We start from the raw sequence: 20,417 nt of genomic DNA, 5'->3' as shown, positions 1-20,417 counted from the left end.
AAAAGGGAATGGGCGCGCGGGCACGCCCGGCGGGTTTTCGGTATCCCTCCGAAGGGACGCCGGCTCAGCGCAGCCCGAACCGCTCCGTCCAGACCGTCATGTCCGTGGTCGTCGCGTTGCCGCCGCAGACCACCAGGCCCAGCCGCACGTCCTGCCCCATCCGCTCGACGACCTGCCGGGCCGCGGGCAGCAGACAGCCCGCCGCCGGCTCGGTCCACAGCTTGGCGTGTTCGGCGAGGTCCAGACAGCCCCGCACGGCCTCCCGGTCGGGAACGCTCAGCACCTCGGTGACCAGGGCGGACACATGGTCGTACGTCAACTGCGAGACGCTCGGCGCACTGAGGGTGGAGACGATCGACGACAGCGCGACCGGCACCGGCCCGCGCGCCGTCAGCGCCTCCGTCATGGCCTGTGCCCCCTCGGTCTCCACGCCCCAGATCCGCACCTGCGGACGGCGGGCGCGCAGGGCCGCGGCGACGCCGGCGATCAGCCCGCCGCCCCCGACGCTGACCAGGACGTCCGTGACGTCGTCCGCGTCGGCGGCGAACTCCAGACCGACCGTGCCCTGCCCGGCGACGACCAGGGGATCGTCGAACGGGTGCACCAGCGTGAAGCCCTCCTGCCGCAGCCGCTCCACCAGCGAGAACGCGCCGTCCATGGTGTCGGTCAAGCGCACGGACGCGCCGGCCGTCCGCGCGATCTCGACGGCACGGGCGGGCGCCGAACGCGGCATCACCACCGTGGCCTTCACCTCCAGCGCGGCGGCCATGACCGCGAGCGCGATGCCGTGGTTGCCGCCGCTCACCGCGACGACCCCGGCCGCCCGTTCCGCCTCGCTCAACGACAGCAGCTTCGCCGTCGCGCCACGCGCCTTGAACGAGCCGGTGCGCTGCAGGAGTTCCAGCTTCGCGGTCACCGGCACGCCGAGCAGCGCCGACAGGCCGGGGCTCGGCACGGTCGGGGTGCGGACGACGTGTCCGGCGATCCGCTCGGCGGCCGCCTCGATGTCCGAGATGCCGATCAACGCAGTCACCCTTCCGGCGCGGGCGAAGAGGAGGGGAAGGGGCCGCGCCTCGTCCGCTCGCACCCTCGCCCGCGGCCACGCCCCGGGTCAACTCGTTTGACGTCCCGCCTCGCAGGTCCCCGCGTACGCCGAAGCCGACCGGGCGCGCAGATCGCGGACCGCGCCGACGGCCGGCGGGTCTCGCCGAGCGCCGGCCCGCAGGCGCAGGGCCGCCCGCCCGTCCCGACGAGCCCCGTGGCCCGGCCGCCGCCGCCACGACCGATTGCGGACAGCCCGCCACGACCGGTTGCGGCCAGCCCGCCGGGCTCGGATCCGGTCAGCCCGCCGGGCCCGGATCCGGTTCGATCAGGTGCTCGCGGTAGGCGATCGCCACCGCCTCCGTACGGCTCGCGGCGCCCACCTTGGCGAGGATGTTGGAGACATGGACGCTGGCCGTCTTACCGCTGATGAAGAGCTCCTCGCCGATCTGCCGGTTGCTGCGGCCGAGGGCGAGCAGCCGCAGGACGTCCTGCTCCCGGGCCGTCAGCGCGACCGAACGGTCCCGGGCGGTGGAGGGGCCGGCGGCCGGGCGGCCGCTCCAAATCAGGGCGTCCGCCCGCTCCAGCAGCGGAGTGGCCCCCAGCCGTGCGGCCGTCTCCCGGGCGGCCCGTGCCTCGGAGGTCGCCTCCTCACGCCGGTCCGCCGCGAGCAGGGCCTGCGCGTACCGCAGCCGGCAGCGGGCGAGTTCGTAGGCGTCGCCGTAGCCGAAGGCCTGCACCGTCTTCTCCCAGGCGGCCGCGTCCGGGCCCGTGACGGCCCAGGCGCACTCGGCCTCCGCGCGGGCCAGCCAGGCCCGCCCCTCGGGGCCCTGCGGCACGCCCGTCTGGCCATGCAGGGTCACCTCCCGGGCCGGCTCCAGCAGTTCGGCCGCGACGGCGGACCAGCGCCGGGCCGCGCTCTCGTCGCCCTCGCGGCGTGCCGCGGCGGCCGCGTCGGCCACCGGGGTGAGGGCCAGCGCGGTGAGCCGCACGGTGACGTCGGGGCGGCTTCCCGCTTCGTCCGTCAAGGACTCGACCGAGGACCGCAGCCGGGCCACCGCGGCCTCCGCGTCACCGCTCAGCGCCGCCGCGTCGGTCAGGACGATGCCCGCGACGAGCGCCGCCATCCAGTCGTGGCGCCCTCCGACGAGGGCCCGGGCCCGCTCCACGGCGCTGCGCTCGCCGCGCGCGAGGGCGACGTACAGCGCGGGGCCGAGCGCGAAGCCGCCCGACGCCGGGAGGACCGCCAGGTCGTCGGCCGCGGTGCGCAGGCACTCGTCCCACCGGCCCAGGGTGTAGAGCACCAGGAGCTGCAGATAGCGCATCTCCAGCGGATACGGCGAGGACAGCAGACCCGCCCGGCGGGCCCGGTCCAGGCCCTCGGCCAGCCAGGGCAGACACTCCGCCGGCTCCCCGGCCTCATAGGCCCCGATCGCCAGGGAGAACAGGGCGCGCATCTCCACGGGGGCGTTGCCCCCGCGCCGGGCCAGCTCCCGGGCCTCCTTCAGCAGGGCCCGCCCCTCGGGGGAGCGGCGGCCGCCGCCCTCCAGGTTGGCCAGCGACACCAGCAGGTCGGCGCGCGCGTCCGTCAGCCCGAGCCGCTCGGCCACGCCCAGCGCCTGCCGGGCCACCCGCAGCGCGGTGGCCACGTCGCCGACCTGACGGGCCGCCAGGACATGGGTGGCGGCGGCCCACACCCATGTCGGCGACGGCGGTTCGGCCGGGATCATCGCCAGCGCCTCGCTGCTGTAGGCGAACGCGGCCGTCAGACTGTCGACGCCCATGAGGGTGCCGGCGAGCGTGTAGCGCACGCGCGCGGCGAGCTCGGAGTCGGCGTCCTGGCCCACGCCCGCGAGCGCGGCCCGGGTCAGGGAGACCGCGCGGTGCGCCTCCCCGGCATGGGCGGCCGCCGCCGAGGCGCGCAGCATGAGCGGGACCCGGTCGCTTCCCTCGCCGGACGGTAGGGCCGAGGCCGGCGCCGCCTCCCACAGGTCGAGGACGGCTTCCAGGTGGTGCAGTTCCTCGGCGGGCGCGCCGACCCGCCGGGCGTGGTCGGCGGCCTCCAGGGAGGCGGCGAGCGCCTCGCCCAGGTCGTGGCTCTCGCGGTAGTGGTGAGCGCGTTCCGCGGCGGTGTCGGCGCGGTGGCCGCGACCGGCCAGCAGCGCGGCGAACGCGCCGTGCAGCCGCGAGCGTTCCCCGGGGAGCAGGTCGGCGTAGACCGCCTCGCGCGCGAGGGCGTGCCGGAAGGCGTACGTGCCGTCGTCGCCCGCGACCAGCAGTTGCCGGCCGACCGCCTCCCGCAGCGCCGACTCCAGGTCCTCCTCGGGCAGCCCCACCGCGTCCCGCAGCAGGCCGTGGTCCACGCGCCGGCCGGCGACGGCGGCGGTGCGCAGCACCTGCTGGGCGGTGTCGGGGAGTTGCTCGACCCGGATGAGCAGCAGGTCGGCCAGCCCGCTGGGCATGCCGCCGGACTCCGCGTCCCGGGCCGCCACCAGCTCCTCCGCGTAGAAGGCGTTGCCCTCCGCGCGCTCCACGATCCGGCGCACCGTGGCCTCCGGCAGCGGACGGTCCTCCAGAGCGCGCACCAGACGGGCCACCTCGGCGTCCGCCAGCGGGCGCAGTTCCAGCCGGTCCACCGCCGGCAGCCGCACCAGCTCGGCCAGCAGCGGCCGGAACGGGTGGCGGCGGTGCAGGTCGTCCGTGCGGTAGGAGGCCAGGACGGCCAGCCGGTGCCCCGGCCCGTTGCCCGTGGGCCGCTGCAGGAACCCCCGGCTGAGCAGGAAGCGCAACACGTCGCGGGAGGACGGGTCGGCCCAGTGCAGGTCCTCCAGGACGAGCAGCAGCGGGGTGACCTCGGAGAGGTCGGCGAACAGCGACGCCATGCCCTCCAGCAGCCGCAACCGCCCACCGCCGGAATCCGAACGGGCCCGGGGACCCTCGTCGTCCGGCGCGGCCTGCGCGCCCGCGCCGAGCAGCCGGTCGACCACGGGGTGCGCGGCGAGGACGGAGGCGAACCGCCCGTCCGCGGCGAGCAGGCCCAGGATCTCCGTGAACGGCAGATACGGCAGGCCCACGTCGCCGAGGTCCACGCAGTGCCCGGTGAGCACGGTCATGCCGGTGCGGGCGGCGCGCACCGCGATCTCGTTCAGCACGCGTGTCTTGCCCACGCCCGCGTCTCCGGCGACCAGCACCGCGCGGGGCTCGCCCTCCCGGGCGCGCTCCAGCACGCCGGAGAGCCGGGCGAGTTCCTCGTCCCGGCCGATGAACGGAGTGGCGAACACGGTCTGCGACACGGCCCCATCCTGGCACGCGCCACCGACAGCGCGGCCCACGACCAGGAACGGAAGCCCTGCCCGGCGGCCCGCGCCGGCCTCAGCGACGCAGCGAGCGGGCCCAGTCCGCGGGCACCCGGCCGGCCGGCCCCGGCGTCGGCTGCTCCGCGGGGTGGCTCACCGGAGGGGCGAGCTCCGGCCCGGACTCGTACAGCTCGTCGGTGGAGTAGTCCCAGAACCACTCCTCGCCCGGCTCGTAGCTGCGCACCAGCGGATGCCCGGTGGCCTTGTAATGCGCGGTGGCGTGCTGGGCGGGGGAGGAGTCGCAGCAGCCGATGTGTCCGCAGCTCGTGCAGCGCCGCAGATGGAACCACCAGCCGCCGCTCGCGTCGCATTCCACGCAGCCCGCGCCGCTGGGCGGCACGCTCGGGTCGATGGGGTCCACGTCGGTCATACCGTCTCCTCGGCGTTCTCGGCGTTCTCGGCGTTCTGGGCGTTCTCGGGCTGCCCGTGCTCGTCCTGGGCGTTCTCGGGGTCGGGGGCGGTCAGCGGCAGCAGCACCTGGAACCGGGTGTCGCCTGGAACGGACTCCACCTGCAGGCTGCCGTGGTGCTTGTTGACGACGATCCGCCAGGAGATGTCCAGGCCCAGACCGGTGCCCTCGCCGACCGGCTTGGTGGTGAAGAACGGGTCGAAGATCCGCTCCCGGATGTCCGGCGGGATCCCGGGCCCGGTGTCGCGGAACTCCACCAGCAGCCGGTCGCCCTCGCGAGCCGTCCGCACCGTCAGCGTGCCTTCCCCGCCGGTGCTGTCGACGGCGAAGACGGCGTTGTCGACGAGGTTCGTCCACACCTGGTTCAGCTCGGCCGGGTAGGCCGGGACCTGCGGGAGCGTGCGGTCGTAGTCCTTGACGACCTCGATGCGCCCGCCGATCTTGCCCGAGAGCATCAGCAGCGTGGAGTCGAGCAGTTCGTGCACGTCGACGACCCGGTAGGGGGCGCGGTCGAGCTGCGAGTACTGCTTGGCGGCGTCGACGAGATGGGAGATGCGGTTGGTGGAGTCGCCGATCTCGTCCATCAACAGCTCGGTCTCGACCGTGTAGTTGAGCCATCCGACCGCGCCGGGCAGGATGTCCGGCTCGACGGCGGCCGCGACCTGCTCCAGCCAGCCCACGTCGAGCCCGGCCTGCACGAACGTCGGCGCGACCCGCCAGCCCTCCTCGATGCCGTGGTCGTCGAGCCAGTCGGCGAGGGCGTCCTCCCGGTCGGAGGCCTCCAGCGGGCTCAGCACCGGGGCCTTGGCGACCAGTTCGGCCGTGCGCTCCTGGATCTCTATCAGCCGCGTCAGGGCCTCGGGGTGGTACGCGCCGGACGCGATGACGGCGAGCTTGTGCCGCATCTTCGCCACCCGCTCGCGCAACGTGGCGGTGGCCCGCACCGCCGCCGCGGCCGGGTTGTTCAGCTCGTGCGTGAGGCCGGCCGACAACGAGCCCAGCGCCAGCAGCCGTTCGCGCTGGCCGATCGCCCGCTGGGTGTTCTTCGAGCCGAAGAACAGCCCCTCCAGCAGATGGGCCGCCATCGGGAACCACTCCCGCATGACGGCCGAGAACGACTCGGCGGGCAGTACGAAGAACCGCGTCGGCTCGGTCACCCGCATCGAGTTGTTGTAGACCTGCGGCACCCGGTCGCCCAGGTAGGCCTGCATGGCCCCGGCGTACACCCCGCGCTGGGACGTACGGCTGACCTCGACGTCGTCCGCGCCGACCCGGCGGTACAGCACGACCGTGCCGTCGAGCATCACGTAGAAGCAGGTCGCCGGGTCGCCCTCGGTGTACACCGGGCCGGGCTCGAACTTCTCCACCCGGCCTTCGCCGCACAGCCGTCCCAGCTGCTCGGGGGAGAGCTTCTCGAACAGGAACAGCGAGCTGATCTCGGCCGGGCTGCACGGCATCAGCTTCCCGCTCATGACTGCTCCAGGTAGCGGTGGACGAGCATCACGGCCATGGCTCCCTCTCCGACGGCGGACGCGACGCGCTTGGCGGACTCCGCGCGCGCGTCGCCCGCCACGAACACGCCGGGGATGTTGGTCTCCAGGTGGTACGGCGGCCGGTCGAGCTCCCAGGCGGCCGGGGGCCGCCCGTCCGGCGTGAGGTCGGGGCCGGCGAGGATGAACCCGCGCTCGTCGCGCAGCACCGTGCCGTCCAGCCAGTCGGTCAGCGGGGCCGCGCCGATGAACACGAACATCCACTGCGCGTCGACGAGTTCGGTCCGCCCGCTCGCCACGTCCCGCAGCGTGAGCTGCTCCAGCCGGCCGTCCCCGTGCGCGGACTCGACCACGGTGCCGGGGCGCACCGAGATGTTGGGCGCCTCCTCGATCTGCTGGATCAGGTAGTACGACATCGACGCCGCGAGCGACTCCCCGCGCACCAGCAGCGTGACCGACTTGGCGCCTCTGGCCAGGTACATCGCCGCCTGCCCGGCGGAGTTGGCGCCGCCGACGATGTACACGTCGTGCCCCTGGCAGGAGGACGCCTCCGTGAGCGCGGACCCGTAGTACACCCCGCAGCCGGTCAGGTCGTCGCAGCCCGGGGCGGCCAGCTGCCGGTAGGACACGCCGGTCGCGAGGATCACGCTGTGCGCGGCCACCGCCGAGCCGTCCGAGAACCGCACCACCCGCGCGGACCCGTTGACCTCCAGCCCCGTCACCTCGCGCGCGGTGAGGATCTCGGCGCCGAACTTGCTCGCCTGCCGCCGCGCCCGGTCGGTGAGCTGGGCCCCGGACACACCGTCGGGGAAGCCCAGGTAGTTCTCGATGCGCGAGCTCTGCCCGGCCTGTCCGCCGGTCGCCGAGCGCTCCACGAGCACCGTCCGCAGCCCCTCGGAGGCCCCGTACACGGCCGCGCCGAGGCCGGCCGGTCCGCCGCCGATCACCACGAGGTCGTAGAAGTCGGCGGTCGGCGTGGTCGCCAGCCCGACGTGGGCGGCCAGTTCGGGCGCGTCCGGCTCGACCAGGGGCGTGCCGTCGGCGGTGACCACCAGGGGCAGCCGCTGTCCGTCCACGCCGGCCGCCGCGAGCAGCCGCCGGCCCTCGGGCTCGTCGGCGGAGTACCAGCGGTAGGGGACCTGGTTGCGCGCCAGGAACTCGCGCACGTCGGAGGAGCGCGCCGACCAGCGGTGCCCGACGACCTTCGTCGCCGGCACGGGCCGGTGGTCGCTGGACAGCCAGGCCTCCAGCAGGTCGTCCAGGACCGGGTAGAGCTTCTCCTCGGGCGGGTCCCACGGCTTGAGCAGATAGTGGTCGAGGTCGACGACGTTGATCGCGTCGATGGCCGCGCCGGTGTCCGCGTAGGCGGTCAGCAGCACCCGCCGGGCGCCCGGGTACACGTCCAGGGCCTGCTCGAGGAACTCGATGCCGTTCATCTGCGGCATCCGGTAGTCGGCCAGGATGACGGCCACCAGGTCGCCGCGGAGCTTCAGCTCGCGCAGGGCGTCCAGCGCGGACTCGCCGGACTCGGCCCGCACGATCCGGTACGAGGCGCCGTAGCGGCGCCTGAGGTCACGGGCGACGGCCCGGGATACCCCCGGGTCGTCGTCCACGGTCAGGATGACGGTCCGCGCGGTGTCGGCGGCCTGTGCCATACGTCTCCCACCCCGAGAGGTTCGTTGCTCGTGGCGGCACGGCAGAGCCCCGCGCCGGCTCCGCCCATCGTATGTTCGATCGCCCCGGTCCGCTGCGGGAGGCCGGTGGACCGTGCGCTCCCGGCACAGAGCGGGGCGCACGCCGTCAAGCCTGCTGCCGCACTCCGAGCACGCAGAACTCGTTGCCCTCCGGGTCGGCCAGCACCACCCAGGGCTGCTCGCCCTGGCCGACGTCCGCGCGCCGGGCGCCCAGGGACAGCAGGCGGTCCACCTCGGCCCGCTGGTCGTCGGGGCGGAAGTCGAGGTGGAGCCGGTTCTTGACGGTCTTCCCCTCCGGCACCGGAACGAAGACCAGACCCGGCAACCGGTCCCGCTGCGGCCGGATCTCGTACTCGTCGGCGGCGTCGCCGACCACCACCCAGCCCAGGGCCGCGGCCCACCAGCGTCCCAACGCCACCGGGTCGGCCGCGTCGACCACCGTCTGCTCCCACTCCAGAGTCATGCCGGCAGCGTAGTGAAGACTGACCCCGACCGATGTGATCACGACACGAGGAGGCGGCGGGATGACGGGCCCGATCACGGCAGGCGTCGACGGGACGGACGAGAGCCTCGCGGCGCTCGCCTGGGCGGCCCGGGAGGCCGTCCGGCGCGACCTGGCGCTGCGGGTGGTGCACGCCTGGCGGTTCCAGCCGAACGCGGCGGCCGACGTGGCGGACCGCGACGCGCAGGAGCGATGGGTGCGCGACGCGGTCGAGCGGGCCGTGGCGGCGGTCGCCGGGCGGCACCCCGCGCTGAGCGTCACCGCCGACGTCGAGGAGGGCGGCCCGGTGGAGTCGCTGGTGGCCGCCGCCGCCGAGGCGGAACTGCTGGTGCTCGGCTCGCGCGGACACGGAACCGTCGTGGGATTCCTGCTGGGGTCGGTCGGCCGGCAGGTGATCGCCGAGGCCGCACGCCCCGTCGTGCTGGTGCGGGCCGGCGACCGCCCGTCGGCCGAGGCGGCCGGGCGCGAGATCGTCGTCGGTCAGCAGGGCGAGCCCGAGGACAGCGCGCCGGCCCTGCGCTTCGCGTTCGAGACCGCGGCCGCGCGGGGCGCGGGCGTGCGCGCGGTGCGGGCCTGGACGCTGCCGCCGGTGTTCGCTTACAGCCCCGGCTCGCTCAAGCTCCTCGACGAGGCCGGCGGTCTGGAGCCGTACGAGAAGAAGGCACTGGCCGAGGCGCTGCTGCCGTGGCGGGAGCGGTTCCCCGACGTGCCGGTGGTGGAGCACGTGGAGATGGGCAGCGCGGGCCAGGTGCTGCTGTCGGTCGCCGGCCGGGCGCAGCTGATGGTGGTCGGCCGCCGCGCCCACCGCACGGCGGTCGGCGCCCGGATCGGCTCCGTGGCGCACGGCGTCCTGCACCACGCGGACTGCCCGGTCGCCGTCGTGCCCCACGACTGACCCGCCCCGGGTCCGCGCCGTACCTGTGAGAAGGCGCTCCCGGAGTCACTCCGGGAGGGTCGGCTCCAGGGTCTCGCGCGCCTTGGGCAGGATGTTCCTGATGTAGTCCTCGACCACGGTGTCGAGCCCGATGTCGTGCTGTGCGCGCTCCGACAGGTACCAGCGGTGTTCGAGGAGCTCGTGGTAGATCTCCGCGGAGTCCATCGAGCCGCGCAGGTCGAGCGGCACCGCCCGCACGGTGGGCCGGAAGACGTCCCGCACCCAGCGGTGCGCCAGCACCTCCGGGCGGGCCGCGAGCGGGTCGCCGGGTGCGTAGTCGTCCTGGGTGGCCATCCAGCTCTCCAGGTCGCTCAGCAGCCGCCGGGCCTGGTTCTCCTCGGTGTCCAGGCCGGTCAGGCGCAGCAGCTGACGCTGGTGGTGGCCCGCGTCGACGACCTTGGGCACGAAGGCGACCGTGTCGCCGTTGGAGGAGTGCTCGATCTGCATCTCGGCGACGTCGAAGCCGAGCTCGTTGAGACGGCGGATCCGGCGCTCGATGTAGTGGTACTCGCCCGCCGGGTAGACCGAGGTGCGGGTCAGCTCCTGCCACAGCGCCCCGTACCGGGCGCAGATCTCCCTGCCGAACTCGATCGGGTCCACCGACGGGTGCAGCGCCCCGGAGGCCTCCAGGTCCAGCAGTTCGCCGCTGATGTTGACGCGGGCGAGGTCGAGGTCGTACTCGCGCTGGCCGGTGCTCAGCTGCGGGTGCAGGTCGCCGGTCTCGGCGTCCACGAGGTAGGCGGCGTAGGCGCCGGCGTCCCGCCGGAACAGCGTGTTGGACAGCGAGCAGTCGCCCCAGGCGAACCCGGCCAGGTGCAGTCGCACCAGCAGGACGGCGAGGGCGTCCATCAGCCGGTGCATGGTGGCCGGACGCATCGTCGTCTCGAACATCGAGCGGTACGGCATCGAACCGCCCAGGTGCCGGGTGACCAGCACCGGCTCCAGGGCCGCCCCGTCGCCGTCGGCGCGTCCGGTGACCACGGCCAGCGGGTCGACGGCGGGGATGCCGATCCGGTCGAGGCCGCGCAGCAGCTCGTACTCGCGCAGCGCGGGCCGCTCGGCGAGCTCCTTGACGGCGATCACCTCGTCGCCGGCCCGGGCGTAGCGCACCACGTGGCGGGAGATGCCGCGCGGCAGCGGGACCAGGACCTCTTCGGGCCACTCCTCCAGGGGCAGGTGCCAGGGCAGTTCCAGCAGGAGTGCCGGGTGCTCCGGGTTGGTGGCGCTGATCTGCAAAGCCATGGCCTGACCTTAGACGGCGCGCTCGTGGGCCTGCTGGGCCGCCGCCTTCACGGAGCCCTGGTGGAGCGGTCCGTGTCCGGGCAGCAGCAGCTCGCCCGTCAGCTCCGCGATCACGTCCAGCGAGGCGACCGCGCGGGCGCGCTCGTGGTGGAACATGTCCGGCAGCAGCTGCGGACCGCGCAGGCGCGACGTCGGGTGCCCGCTGACCAGCGCGTCCCCCGACACGACGATCCCGCGGTCCGGGAGGTGGTAGACGGTGTGCCCGTCGGTGTGGCCCGGGGTGTGCACCGGGACCGGCCGGCCGGGCAGGTCGAGCGGGCCCTCGGCGACGGGGAACGCCTCGGGCGCGGTGACCGGGTGCTGTTCGGTGCCGCCTGAGCGCAGCGCGTGCACCATCCACGGCAGCACGCCCGGCCGCCAGGCGTTGCGCAGCACCTCGCCGACGCTCACCTGCTGGAGGAAGTCGCGGCGGGCGTGCGGCACTTCGGCCTCGTGCAGATACACCGGGACGCCGTACGTCGCGCGCAGGTGCTCGGCGGAGCCCAGGTGGTCGTTGTGGGCGTGCGTGACGAGCACGGCCGTGATCGCCTCCGGGGAACTGCCCACGGAGGCCAGGGAGTCGAGGACCAGCCCGCGGTCTCCCGGGTAGCCGGTGTCGATCAGCGTGACCGCGTCCCCGTCGGTGAGGATGACCCAGTTGGTGTTGCTGCCGTGCACCAGGTAGGTGCCGTCCGCCACTTGCCGTACGTCTGCCCGCATGGCCGTCCCGTGTTGTTCCCGAGGTGCTCGACGGGGACAGCAAAGCAGACCGCCGGGAAGAGGCGGAGGGCGGGGCCGGGCGGGCTACCGGCCCGCCGGAGCGGACCGCGTCCGGCTCGCGCGGGCTTCGGGTGGGCTTCGGGTGGGCTCAGCCCACTCCGCGCGGGCGGAACTGGACGCTGATGCGCGGTCCGGCGGCGCGGGTGGACTTGGGGACGCAGTGTTCCCAGGTCCGCTGGCAGGAGCCGCCCATCACGATCAGGTCGCCGTGCCCCAGCGGGCGCCGCACCGTCTCGCCGCCGCCCGCCGGACGCAGCAGCAGGTCGCGCGGGGAGCCCACGGAGAGGATCGCGACCATCGTGTCGACCCGGGCGCCGCGGCCGATCCGGTCGCCGTGCCAGGCGACGCTGTCCCGGCCGTCGCGGTAGTGGCACAGGCCGGCGGTGACGAACGGTTCGCCCAGCTCGTCGGCGTAGTGAGCGGACAGGGTCCGGCGGGCCTCCTCCAGCACCGGGTGGGGCAGGCCGTCGTCCGCTCCGTAGAACGCCAGCAGGCGCGGCACGTCGACGACGCTGTCGTACATCGTGCGGCGCTCGGCGTGCCAGGGGACCTCGGCCGCCAGGTGTTCGAACAGCGCGTCCGAGCCGGTGAGCCAGCCCGGGAGGACGTCGATCCAGGCGCCCGCCCCGAGCGTGGTGCGGCGGAGCCCGTCGAGCGGGCCGAGGCGCAGTTCGTCGGCCTGGTCGAAGAGGGAGCCCTGGAGGTGGTGCGCGGTCATGCGTCCAGCGTACTCCTTAATCGAAAATGTGTTCGTTACTGTCGGCCCGCCCCGTGCGGGTGCCCTGATGCGGGCCCTTTCGATACATCTTCGTATCGGATACATTCACGTATCGAACGGAGGTCCACCCATGGTCGTACGGCAGCCGGAGCCGACGGGACGCGTCACCCGGCGGCGGGCCCGTACCCGTGCCAACCTGCTCGACGCCGCGTTCGCCGTGTTCGCCGCCAAGGGCTTCGGCCGGGTCTCCATCGAGGAGGTCTGCGACGCCGCCGGCTACAGCAGGGGGGCCTTCTACTCCAACTTCGCCAGCCTGGACGAGCTCTTCTTCGCCCTCTACCAGGAGCGCGCCGACCTCATCGCCCAGCAGGTCGCCGACGCCCTCGCCGCCGACGGGCCCGACCTCGCCGTGCCGGCCTCCGTGGACCGCGTCACCGAGGTGCTCCTCCTCGACCTCGACTGGCTGCTGGTGAAGACGGACTTCCTGGTGCACGCCGCCCGTGACGCCACGGTCGCGCAGACCCTCCTGGAGCACCGGACCAGACTGCGCGGCGCGATCGCCGACCGGCTGGCCCGGGCACGCGGCCACACCCCGCTGCCCGCCGTCCTCGGCGACGCCGAATCCGCCGCCCACGCGGTGGTGGCCGCCTACGACGGGGTCACCACCCAATTGCTGCTGGACAAGGACGTGGACCGCGCCCGCGGCTGGCTGAAGCAGCTCCTCACCGCGCTGCTGACCGACGGCAGCACCCCTCCCGGATGTTCCGAATGAGAAAGGCAACCCACGCCATGGATGCGGACGTCATCGTCGTCGGAGCGGGCCTCGCGGGCCTCGTGGCGGCACACGAACTCACCAGCAGAGGCCGACGGGTCGCCCTCGTCGACCAGGAGAACGCCGCCAACCTCGGCGGCCAGGCGTTCTGGTCCTTCGGCGGACTCTTCCTCGTCGACTCCCCGGAGCAGCGCCGGCTCGGCGTCAAGGACTCCTTCGACCTCGCCTGGAGCGACTGGCAGGGCAGCGCGGGGTTCGACCGGACCGAGGACGAGGACTCCTGGGCGGTGCGCTGGGCGCGCGCCTACGTCGAGTGGGCGGCGGGGGAGAAGCGCACCTGGCTCGCCGGGCACGGGATCTCCTTCGTGCCGACCGTCGGCTGGGCCGAGCGCGGCGACCTGCGCGCCGACGGCCACGGCAACTCCGTGCCCCGTTTCCACGTCGCCTGGGGGACGGGCACGGGCGTCGTCGAACCCTTCGCCCGCTACGCCAAGCAGGCGGCCAGGGACGGCCTGCTGACCTTCTACCACCGGCACCGCGTCGACGCGCTGGTCCTGGCGGACGGCGCCGCGCGCGGGGTGCGCGGCACGGTCCTCGCCGCCGACGACTCCGCGCGCGGCGTCGCCTCCAACCGCGACCCGATCGGCGAGTTCGAACTGACCGCCCAGGCCGTGGTCGTCACCAGCGGCGGCATCGGCGCCAACCACGACATCGTCCGCCGCTACTGGCCCGAGCGGCTGGGCACCCCGCCCGCCGAGATGGTCACCGGCGTCCCCGCCTACGTCGACGGCCGGATGCTCGACATCAGCGCCGAGGCCGGCGCCCGCCTCGTCAACCGCGACCGCATGTGGCACTACACCGAGGGCATCCGGAACTGGGACTCCATCTGGCCCGGCCACGGCATCCGCATCCTGCCCGGCCCGTCCTCGATGTGGTTCGACGCGCTCGGCCGCCGGCTGCCCGACCCCTGCCTGCCCGGCTACGACACCCTCAACACCCTCAAGCACCTGCGCACCACCGAGGACATCGCCGGGTACGACCACTCGTGGTTCGTCCTCACCCGCAGAATCGTCGAGAAGGAGTTCGCCCTGTCGGGCTCCGAGCAGAACCCGGACATCACCGCCAAGGACCGCAAGGCCGTCCTGCGCGACCGGCTGCTCGGCAAGGGCGCCCCGGCGCCGGTGCAGGCGTTCCTCGACCACGGCGCGGACTTCGTGATCGCCGACACCCTGGAGAAGCTGGTCGAGAAGATGAACGGGCTGACGGAGAAGGCGCTGCTCGACGCGGACACCCTGCGCCGGCAGATCGAGGCCCGCGACCTGCAGATGGCCAACCCGTACAGCAAGGACGCCCAGATCCAGGGCATCCGCAACGCCCGCCGCTACATCGGCGACCGGCTCGGCCGCGTCGCCACCCCGCACCGCGTCCTCGACCCGGAGGCCGGCCCGCTGATCGCCGTCAAACTGCACGTCCTCACCCGCAAGACGCTCGGCGGCATCCAGACCGACCTCGACTCGCGCGCCCTGGGCGCCGACGGACAGCCCGTCGAGGGCCTGTACGCGGCAGGCGAGGTCGCCGGCTTCGGCGGCGGCGGCGTCCACGGCTACAACGCGCTCGAAGGCACCTTCCTCGGCGGCTGCCTCTTCTCCGGGCGGGCGGCCGGACGGGCGGCGGCGAAGCAGACGGGCTGACGTCCGCGCGTCGTCAGCGCCGGTCCGCCTCCAGCAGGCGGACCAGCACCGCCGTGTGGCTCTGCTCCGGCGACTTCGCGGAGGTGAGCAGCGTCACCGGCCCCCGCCCGGCCAGATCGCCCACGTGGCCGAGGAGTTCGCGCGCCTCGGGCTCGGCGAGTTCGGCCTCGTAGCGGCGGGCGAACTCCTCGTACGTCCCCTCGCCCGCGTGATACCAACGGCGCAGCTCGGTGGACGGGGTGAGCCCCTTGGGCCACTCGTCCACACGGGCCGCCTCCTTGGACACCCCCCGCGGCCACAGCCGGTCCACGAGGACGCGCACACCGTCCTCGGGCTCGGGCGGGTCGTAGACGCGGCGAACGCGGACCGTCATGGTGGCCGTCCTCGGGTCGGCGGGTTCTCCCAGCGTAGACGCGTGGCGTCCGACACTCCCGCCCGGCTTGACCTGAATGAGGGGGAGAAGCGGCGGGCCCGGTCCCTAGTCTGAGGGGGGTTGATCATCCGCCACCCCCTAGGAGCGCACGTGACACACCCCCGCAGACGCCCCGCCCGGCTGCGCCGCAAGGCCGTCGCCGCCACCGTACCCGTCGCCGTGGCCGCACTGCTCACCGCGGCCGGACCCGCGGTGGCGGCCGGCCCCGTCGGCACGGCCGGCGTCGGCGACCCCTACTTCCCGCTCGCGGGCAACGGCGGCTACCACGTGAGCCATTACGACCTGACCCTGCGTTACGACCCGGCCGGCCGCCACCTCGACGGCACAGCCGTCCTGACCGCCCGCGCCACCCAGCGGCTCACCCGCTTCGACCTCGACTTCAAGGGGCTGAAGATCACCGGCCTGACGGTCGACCACGTCAAGGCCGCACACCGGCGCGACGGCCAGGAGCTCGTCGTCACGCCCCGGCGCGCCCTGCGCGCGGGCGAGCGGTTCCAGGTCGCCGTCACCTACAGCGGGACCCCCGGCCCGGTCACCGACCCGGACGGCTCCCTCGACGGCTGGATCCCCACCGACGACGGCGCGTTCGTCGCGGGCGAGCCGCAGGGCGCCATGACCTGGTTCCCGGCGAACAACCATCCCCTCGACAAGTCCTCCTACGATTTCACCCTCACCGTCCCCCAGGGCCGCACCGCCGTCGCCAACGGCGTCCTGCTCGGACAGCGCACCAGGAAGGGCAGGACCACCTTCCACTGGCGCCAGACCGAACCCATGGCCGCCTACCTGGCCACCGCCACCGTGGGGAAGTTCCAGGTCACGCAGTACACGACCCGCGACGGCGTCAAGGTCTACGACGCCGTGGACGCGCGGGAGGCCGCTGCCGCCGGGCCGGTGCTGAAGAAGCTGCCCTCGGTGCTGGAGTGGGAGAGCAAGCTGTTCGGGCCCTACCCCTACCGTGCGGCCGGCTCCATCGTCGACCACGCCCCGGACGTCGGCTACGCGCTGGAGACCCAGACCAGGCCGGTGTACGACAGCGCCCCCGACCTGAGCACGCTCGTCCACGAGAGCGCCCACCAGTGGTTCGGCGACTCCGTCTCCCTCACGTCCTGGAAGGACATCTGGCTCAACGAGGGCTTCGCCACCTACGCCGAGTGGCTCTACGCCGAGCAGCACGGCGGCGACAGCGCCCGGAAGTCCTTCGACGCCCTGTACGCCCGCCCTGCCACCGACGGCCTGTGGGCGTTCCCGCCCGGCGCCCCAGGCAGCGGCGCCAACATCTTCGGCACCCCCGTCTACGCCCGGGGAGCCATGACCCTGCAGGCCCTGCGCACCGCCGTCGGCGACCGCGACTTCTTCCGCGTCCTGCGCGCCTGGGCCGGGCAGCACCGCTACGGCCACGGCACCAGCGCCCAGTTCGAACGTCTCGCGGAACGGCAGTCCGGGAAGAACCTCGACCGGCTGTTCACGACCTGGCTCTACACGAAGGGCAAGCCCCGCCACCCGTGATCCCCGGCCGAACGGGCATGCGGAACCTGACGAGTTCCACACATCTCTCGGCCAAGGTCACCTCATGATCATGCACCGCCCCCGTGCAGCGCTTCTCGCTGCCTCCCTTCTGCTCACCGGATGCGGCGGGGCCGCGTCCGCGGGACCAGCGCACCCCACGTCCGCCGTCAGGGGCGCCCCGGCGCCTCCCGGGCCCGACGCCTCCGCGGGGGCGGTGCAGCGGGAGATACCCGGCCTCGGGGCCAGGACCCGGGCGGCGGTTCCGGCGAACGCACGGCAGGTGGTCGTGGTGAGCGGCCGCGGCAGGAACTCGCCGCTCTCCACGGTCGTCCTGTACCGGCGCACCGGATCGGGCTGGCAGCCCGGCACGTCCTGGCCCGCGCACAACGCGCTGCACGGCTGGAGCGACCGGCACACGGGCGGCGACCTGCGCTCGCCCATCGGCGTCTACGGCCTCACCGACGCCGGCGGGCTGCTGGCCGACCCCGGCGCGAAGCTGCCCTACGACCACGGCCCCGGCTTCCACTCGCCGGGCACCGGTTTCGAGGGTGAGCCGCTGGACGGTTCCTTCGACTACGTGGTCGCCATCAACTACAACCGCGAGCCCGGCACTTCACCGCTCGACTGGACCCGGCCGCTCGGCGCGAGCCGCGGCGGCGGCATCTGGTTCCACGTCGACCACGGCGGGCCCACGCACGGATGTGTGAGCATCGCCGAGGAGCACATGAAGGAACTGCTGCGCACGCTCGACCCCGCGCTGCACCCCGTGGTCGTCATGGGCGACCATGCCTCTCTGGCCCGCTGAGGAAACGGAGTCGTGGCGTGTGCGCTCATGTGCTGGTGGCCGAGGACGACCCGATGCAGGCCGAACTCATCCGCCGCTCGCTCGTCGCCGAGGGGCACACCGCCACCGTGGTGCACGACGGCTCCGCCGCGCTGGACGCGGTACGGCGCGACCGGCCGGACCTCGTCGTCCTCGACCTGATGCTGCCGGTCATCGACGGCTTCGGGGTCTGCAGGGTGCTGCGCCGGGACGACGACCTGCCGGTGCTGATGCTCACCGCCCGCGCCGCCGAGGACGATGTGCTGCTCGGCCTGGAACTCGGCGCCGACGACTACATGACCAAGCCGTACAGCCCGCGTGAACTCATGGCCCGCATCCGCACCGTCCTGCGGCGCAGCGGACGTCCCGGCGCCGACCGCCGCGACGAGCGCGTCGTGCGGGCCGCGGGCCTCGCCGTCGATCCGGAGCGGCACGAGGTGCGGTGCGACGGCGCACCCGTGGACTGCACGCCCGCCGAGTTCCAGATCCTGCTGGCGATGGCCGCCGAACCCGAACGGGTCTTCTCACGGCGGCAGTTGCTCCAGTGCACCCACGGCTTCGACCGCTCCTCCACCGAACGGGCCGTGGACGTCCACATCATGAACCTGCGCCGGAAGATCGAGGCCGACCCGCGCAGACCCGTACGCCTGCTCACCGTGTTCGGCGTCGGCTACAAGCTCAGCGGCGGCCGCGCGTGACGGGCGCAACCCGGGTCCGGATACCGGTGCGCAAACGGCTGCTGGTGCGCCTGCTGAGCGCGTCGGTGCTGATCGCCGTGTGCTCGGTGGCCGCCACCGCGTGGCTGGCGGTCACGACCACCACCCGTGCGCTGCGCGAGGAGCAGGGCCAGGCCCTGGCCGACGACATGGACATCCTCGCCCGGCTCAGCGGCTACGCGGCCACGCATCCCGACTGGGCAGGCGTCCAGCGGACGGTGCGCGACCTGTCCGCCAGGACCGGCCGGCGCATCGCCCTGACCGGCGCCGACCGCACGCCCCTCGCCGACTCCGCGCCGCGCGGCACCTCGCTGCCTCCTCGCGCCGCCGCCACCGTCGACCCCCTGCGCACCGACACGTACACCGAACGCGGGGCCCAACTCAGCGGCACCGACCCGCGCGTGGTGGGCCCCTACCGGCTCACCACGAGCGAACGCCAGAAGCTCGACGCCGTGGCGCACGCCCGACAGCGGTGCTTCTCCCGCTACGGCCTCGAGACGACCGTCGCCCTGACCCCGAGCGGCCGCCCGGTGCTCACCGGCGCCGACGGCGGTGCGACCACCGACTACGTGCCCGAGGGCTGCGCGGACGGACAGCTCGACACGCCCACCCCCACCGAACAGAAGGCGCTGACCGCGCTCCAGGCCCACGCGATCCCGTGCCTGGTCCGCGTGGGCCTGGACCCGGACACGCCCCTGTACTTCGGAGCGGGCACCCCCGGCGTCAGCGGCCGGGACGCCACCCCCGCGCCCGCGTTCGTCAAGGTGGGCGACGCCAGGAGGGGGCGCGCGGCCCAGACCTGCCTGGAGGAGGCCCGCCGCGCGCAGCTCGACCCGTACGTCGCGCCGGTCGCCGAACTGTTCCTCGGCGGCGGGGACAGCGGCGCGGCGCCCCGCTGGGACATGTCACCGGCAAACAAGACGAAGGTCGTCGGCGCGGCAGGCCTGGTGCTGGCCGTCACCGTCGCCGTGAGCGCGGTCGTCGCCACCCGTCTCGTGCGGCCCCTGCGCGCTCTCACCGAGGCCGCGCAGCAGCCCCCGGACCGGCACGCGCGCGTGCCCGTCACGACACGGGACGAGACCGGGATCCTGGCCGAGGCGTTCAACGACCTCGCCGAGCGCCGGGAACGTCTGGAGGCCCAGCGCAAGGCCCTGGTCAGCGACGTCGCCCACGAACTGCGCAGCCCGCTCACCAACATAAGAGGCTGGCTGGAGGTCACGCGCGACGGACTGGTCGAGCCCGACGCCGAACTGCTCGGCGCCCTGCACGAGGAGGCCCTCGTCCTGCAGCGGGTCATCGACGACCTGCGCGACCTCGCGGCCGCCGACGCCGGCGCCCTGCTGCTGCGCCGCGAGCCGGTGCCCGCCGACGAACTGCTCGCCCAGGTCGCCGCCGCCCACCGAGTGGCGGCCGACGGGGCCGGAGTCGCCCTGCGCACCGAGACCGAGGGCGTGCCCTGGCTGGACGCCGACCCGGTACGGCTGCGGCAGGCGCTCGGCAACCTCGTCGCCAACGCCGTCCGTCACACCCCGCCCGACGGCACGATCACGCTGAGCGCGCGAGGCGACGGCCCCGAAGTGGTGCTGGCGGTCGCCGACACCGGCACGGGCATCGCCGAAGAGGATCTGCCGCACGTCTTCGAGCGGTTCTGGCGTGCCGAGAAGTCACGCAGCCGCCGCACCGGCGGCAGCGGCCTCGGTCTGCCGATCGTCCGGCAGTTGACGGCCGCTCACGGCGGCACGGCGGAAGCGGCCAGCACCCCCGGCGCGGGCAGCGTGTTCACTCTGAGGCTGCCCGCCGCGCCGCCGCCCGCGGACGGCTGACAAGCCCCGCCGAGGCGACCGCCCGCGAGAGGCGACACCCCGGCCGGTACCCCCGCCCGGCCGCAGGAGCGCGTTCCGGGGCCGAGCACCGCGGGGTCGGGCATTGCGGGGTTGGGCGGTACGGGGTCAGGCACTGCGGCGCGCCCTGATGCGGCGCTTGAGGGCGCGGCGTTCCGTCTCGCTCGTGCCGCCCCACACCCCGAGGGTCTGATCGGTCTCCATGGCCCATTCCAGGCACGGTTCGCGCACCGGGCAGCGTCGGCAGACCCCCTTCGCCTGTTCCGTCTGCAGCAGTGCCGGGCCCGAGGTGCCGATCGGGAAGAAGAGGTCGGGGTCCTCGGTGCGGCATTCGGCGTGCTCTCGCCAGTCGTCCATCGAAGTCACCTGCGATCGAGTCGTATGCGCTTTTCCGGATGTGTTGCTTCCGATCGGGTCACCGGCACGGCGG

At 74.0% G+C, this 20,417-nt stretch carries 18 protein-coding genes; 7 read left to right on the top strand and 11 right to left on the bottom strand.

Annotated elements, in window-relative coordinates:
* Window positions 1-64: 64 nt before the first annotated feature.
* The 6 genes from Sri02f_RS29730 to Sri02f_RS29705 form a co-directional block, all read right to left on the bottom strand.
* Window positions 65-1,024 carry a threonine/serine dehydratase family protein gene (locus Sri02f_RS29730; RefSeq protein WP_109004421.1) on the bottom strand — a complete coding sequence of 320 codons (960 nt, stop codon included), beginning with the start codon at window positions 1,022-1,024 and terminating at the stop codon, window positions 65-67.
* A gap of 316 nt (window positions 1,025-1,340) precedes the next feature.
* A complete protein-coding gene (locus Sri02f_RS29725; RefSeq protein ID WP_109004420.1) occupies window positions 1,341-4,334 on the bottom strand; it encodes an ATP-binding protein in 2,994 nt (997 codons plus the stop codon).
* 79 nt (window positions 4,335-4,413) lie between these two features.
* Window positions 4,414-4,767, bottom strand: a complete 354-nt coding sequence (locus Sri02f_RS29720; protein ID WP_109004419.1) for a UBP-type zinc finger domain-containing protein — start codon at window positions 4,765-4,767, stop codon at window positions 4,414-4,416.
* On the bottom strand, window positions 4,764-6,278 hold the full coding sequence (locus Sri02f_RS29715; RefSeq protein ID WP_245970866.1) for an ATP-binding protein: 1,515 nt from the start codon (window positions 6,276-6,278) through the stop codon (window positions 4,764-4,766). Before Sri02f_RS29715 ends, Sri02f_RS29720 begins: the two co-directional genes overlap by 4 nt.
* Entirely contained in the window at window positions 6,275-7,951 is a 1,677-nt protein-coding gene (locus Sri02f_RS29710; RefSeq protein WP_109004418.1) for an NAD(P)/FAD-dependent oxidoreductase, read from the bottom strand. The genes Sri02f_RS29715 and Sri02f_RS29710 overlap by 4 nt, the downstream gene beginning before the upstream one ends.
* Window positions 7,952-8,096: 145 nt before the next feature.
* Entirely contained in the window at window positions 8,097-8,453 is a 357-nt protein-coding gene (locus Sri02f_RS29705) for a VOC family protein (protein ID WP_109004505.1), read from the bottom strand.
* 61 nt (window positions 8,454-8,514) lie between these two features.
* Between Sri02f_RS29705 and Sri02f_RS29700 the strand changes: the two genes are divergently transcribed.
* Window positions 8,515-9,387 (top strand): universal stress protein, encoded by an 873-nt coding sequence (locus tag Sri02f_RS29700; protein WP_109004417.1) that lies wholly within the window; start codon window positions 8,515-8,517, stop codon window positions 9,385-9,387.
* A gap of 45 nt (window positions 9,388-9,432) precedes the next feature.
* On the opposite strand, the gene Sri02f_RS29695 is transcribed toward Sri02f_RS29700, so the two are convergent.
* The 3 genes from Sri02f_RS29695 to Sri02f_RS29685 form a co-directional block, all read right to left on the bottom strand.
* Window positions 9,433-10,668 (bottom strand): DUF4032 domain-containing protein, encoded by a 1,236-nt coding sequence (locus Sri02f_RS29695; protein WP_109004416.1) that lies wholly within the window; start codon window positions 10,666-10,668, stop codon window positions 9,433-9,435.
* 9 nt (window positions 10,669-10,677) lie between these two features.
* Window positions 10,678-11,427 carry an MBL fold metallo-hydrolase gene (locus Sri02f_RS29690; RefSeq protein WP_109004415.1) on the bottom strand — a complete coding sequence of 250 codons (750 nt, stop codon included), beginning with the start codon at window positions 11,425-11,427 and terminating at the stop codon, window positions 10,678-10,680.
* 148 nt (window positions 11,428-11,575) lie between these two features.
* The gene (locus Sri02f_RS29685; protein WP_109004414.1) at window positions 11,576-12,205 is read right to left on the bottom strand and encodes an alpha-ketoglutarate-dependent dioxygenase AlkB; all 630 of its coding nucleotides are present in this window, start codon (window positions 12,203-12,205) and stop codon (window positions 11,576-11,578) included.
* Window positions 12,206-12,335: 130 nt separating this feature from the next.
* Between Sri02f_RS29685 and Sri02f_RS29680 the strand changes: the two genes are divergently transcribed.
* A complete protein-coding gene (locus Sri02f_RS29680) occupies window positions 12,336-12,977 on the top strand; it encodes a TetR/AcrR family transcriptional regulator (protein ID WP_109004413.1) in 642 nt (213 codons plus the stop codon).
* A gap of 17 nt (window positions 12,978-12,994) precedes the next feature.
* Complete coding sequence (locus tag Sri02f_RS29675; protein WP_109004412.1) at window positions 12,995-14,668, top strand: FAD-binding dehydrogenase; 1,674 nt, start codon at window positions 12,995-12,997, stop codon at window positions 14,666-14,668.
* A 13-nt stretch (window positions 14,669-14,681) separates the two neighbouring features.
* On the opposite strand, the gene Sri02f_RS29670 is transcribed toward Sri02f_RS29675, so the two are convergent.
* Window positions 14,682-15,041 carry a DUF488 domain-containing protein gene (locus Sri02f_RS29670; protein ID WP_109004411.1) on the bottom strand — a complete coding sequence of 120 codons (360 nt, stop codon included), beginning with the start codon at window positions 15,039-15,041 and terminating at the stop codon, window positions 14,682-14,684.
* 150 nt (window positions 15,042-15,191) lie between these two features.
* On the opposite strand from Sri02f_RS29670, the gene Sri02f_RS29665 reads away from it, so the two are divergent.
* The 4 genes from Sri02f_RS29665 (at window position 15,192) to Sri02f_RS29650 (ending at window position 19,969) form a co-directional block, all read left to right on the top strand.
* Window positions 15,192-16,607, top strand: coding sequence for a M1 family metallopeptidase (locus Sri02f_RS29665; protein WP_109004410.1), 1,416 nt, complete (start codon window positions 15,192-15,194; stop codon window positions 16,605-16,607).
* Between the two features lie 64 nt (window positions 16,608-16,671).
* Complete coding sequence (locus tag Sri02f_RS29660; protein ID WP_109004409.1) at window positions 16,672-17,412, top strand: L,D-transpeptidase family protein; 741 nt, start codon at window positions 16,672-16,674, stop codon at window positions 17,410-17,412.
* Window positions 17,413-17,429: 17 nt separating this feature from the next.
* The gene (locus tag Sri02f_RS29655; RefSeq protein ID WP_109004408.1) at window positions 17,430-18,128 is read left to right on the top strand and encodes a response regulator; all 699 of its coding nucleotides are present in this window, start codon (window positions 17,430-17,432) and stop codon (window positions 18,126-18,128) included.
* Window positions 18,125-19,969 (top strand): sensor histidine kinase, encoded by a 1,845-nt coding sequence (locus Sri02f_RS29650; RefSeq protein ID WP_109004407.1) that lies wholly within the window; start codon window positions 18,125-18,127, stop codon window positions 19,967-19,969. The genes Sri02f_RS29655 and Sri02f_RS29650 overlap by 4 nt, the downstream gene beginning before the upstream one ends.
* 126 nt (window positions 19,970-20,095) lie before the next feature.
* Here Sri02f_RS29650 and Sri02f_RS29645 read toward each other — a convergent pair whose 3' ends face one another.
* On the bottom strand, window positions 20,096-20,344 hold the full coding sequence (locus Sri02f_RS29645) for a WhiB family transcriptional regulator (protein WP_109004406.1): 249 nt from the start codon (window positions 20,342-20,344) through the stop codon (window positions 20,096-20,098).
* Between the last annotated feature and the right edge of the window lie 73 nt (window positions 20,345-20,417).

This window comes from Streptomyces rishiriensis (assembly GCF_003112535.1).
GTDB classification, from domain to species: Bacteria; Actinomycetota; Actinomycetes; order Streptomycetales; family Streptomycetaceae; genus Streptomyces; species Streptomyces rishiriensis.
Note: the sequence above shows the minus strand (reverse complement) of the source record. Positions and strands in the feature narration are given on the sequence as shown.

Excerpts from the sequence above, each read along its gene's own strand:
- Sri02f_RS29720 (WP_109004419.1), bottom strand. The coding sequence starts at position 4,767 with ATGACCGACGTGGACCCCATCGACCCGAGCGTGCCGCCCAGCGGCGCG.
- Sri02f_RS29715 (WP_245970866.1), bottom strand. The coding sequence starts at position 6,278 with ATGAGCGGGAAGCTGATGCCGTGCAGCCCGGCCGAGATCAGCTCGCTG.
- Sri02f_RS29710 (WP_109004418.1), bottom strand. The coding sequence starts at position 7,951 with ATGGCACAGGCCGCCGACACCGCGCGGACCGTCATCCTGACCGTGGAC.
- Sri02f_RS29705 (WP_109004505.1), bottom strand. The coding sequence starts at position 8,453 with ATGACTCTGGAGTGGGAGCAGACGGTGGTCGACGCGGCCGACCCGGTG.
- Sri02f_RS29700 (WP_109004417.1), top strand. The coding sequence starts at position 8,515 with ATGACGGGCCCGATCACGGCAGGCGTCGACGGGACGGACGAGAGCCTC.
- Sri02f_RS29695 (WP_109004416.1), bottom strand. The coding sequence starts at position 10,668 with ATGGCTTTGCAGATCAGCGCCACCAACCCGGAGCACCCGGCACTCCTG.
- Sri02f_RS29690 (WP_109004415.1), bottom strand. The coding sequence starts at position 11,427 with ATGCGGGCAGACGTACGGCAAGTGGCGGACGGCACCTACCTGGTGCAC.
- Sri02f_RS29685 (WP_109004414.1), bottom strand. The coding sequence starts at position 12,205 with ATGACCGCGCACCACCTCCAGGGCTCCCTCTTCGACCAGGCCGACGAA.
- Sri02f_RS29680 (WP_109004413.1), top strand. The coding sequence starts at position 12,336 with ATGGTCGTACGGCAGCCGGAGCCGACGGGACGCGTCACCCGGCGGCGG.
- Sri02f_RS29675 (WP_109004412.1), top strand. The coding sequence starts at position 12,995 with ATGGATGCGGACGTCATCGTCGTCGGAGCGGGCCTCGCGGGCCTCGTG.
- Sri02f_RS29670 (WP_109004411.1), bottom strand. The coding sequence starts at position 15,041 with ATGACGGTCCGCGTTCGCCGCGTCTACGACCCGCCCGAGCCCGAGGAC.
- Sri02f_RS29660 (WP_109004409.1), top strand. The coding sequence starts at position 16,672 with ATGATCATGCACCGCCCCCGTGCAGCGCTTCTCGCTGCCTCCCTTCTG.
- Sri02f_RS29645 (WP_109004406.1), bottom strand. The coding sequence starts at position 20,344 with ATGGACGACTGGCGAGAGCACGCCGAATGCCGCACCGAGGACCCCGAC.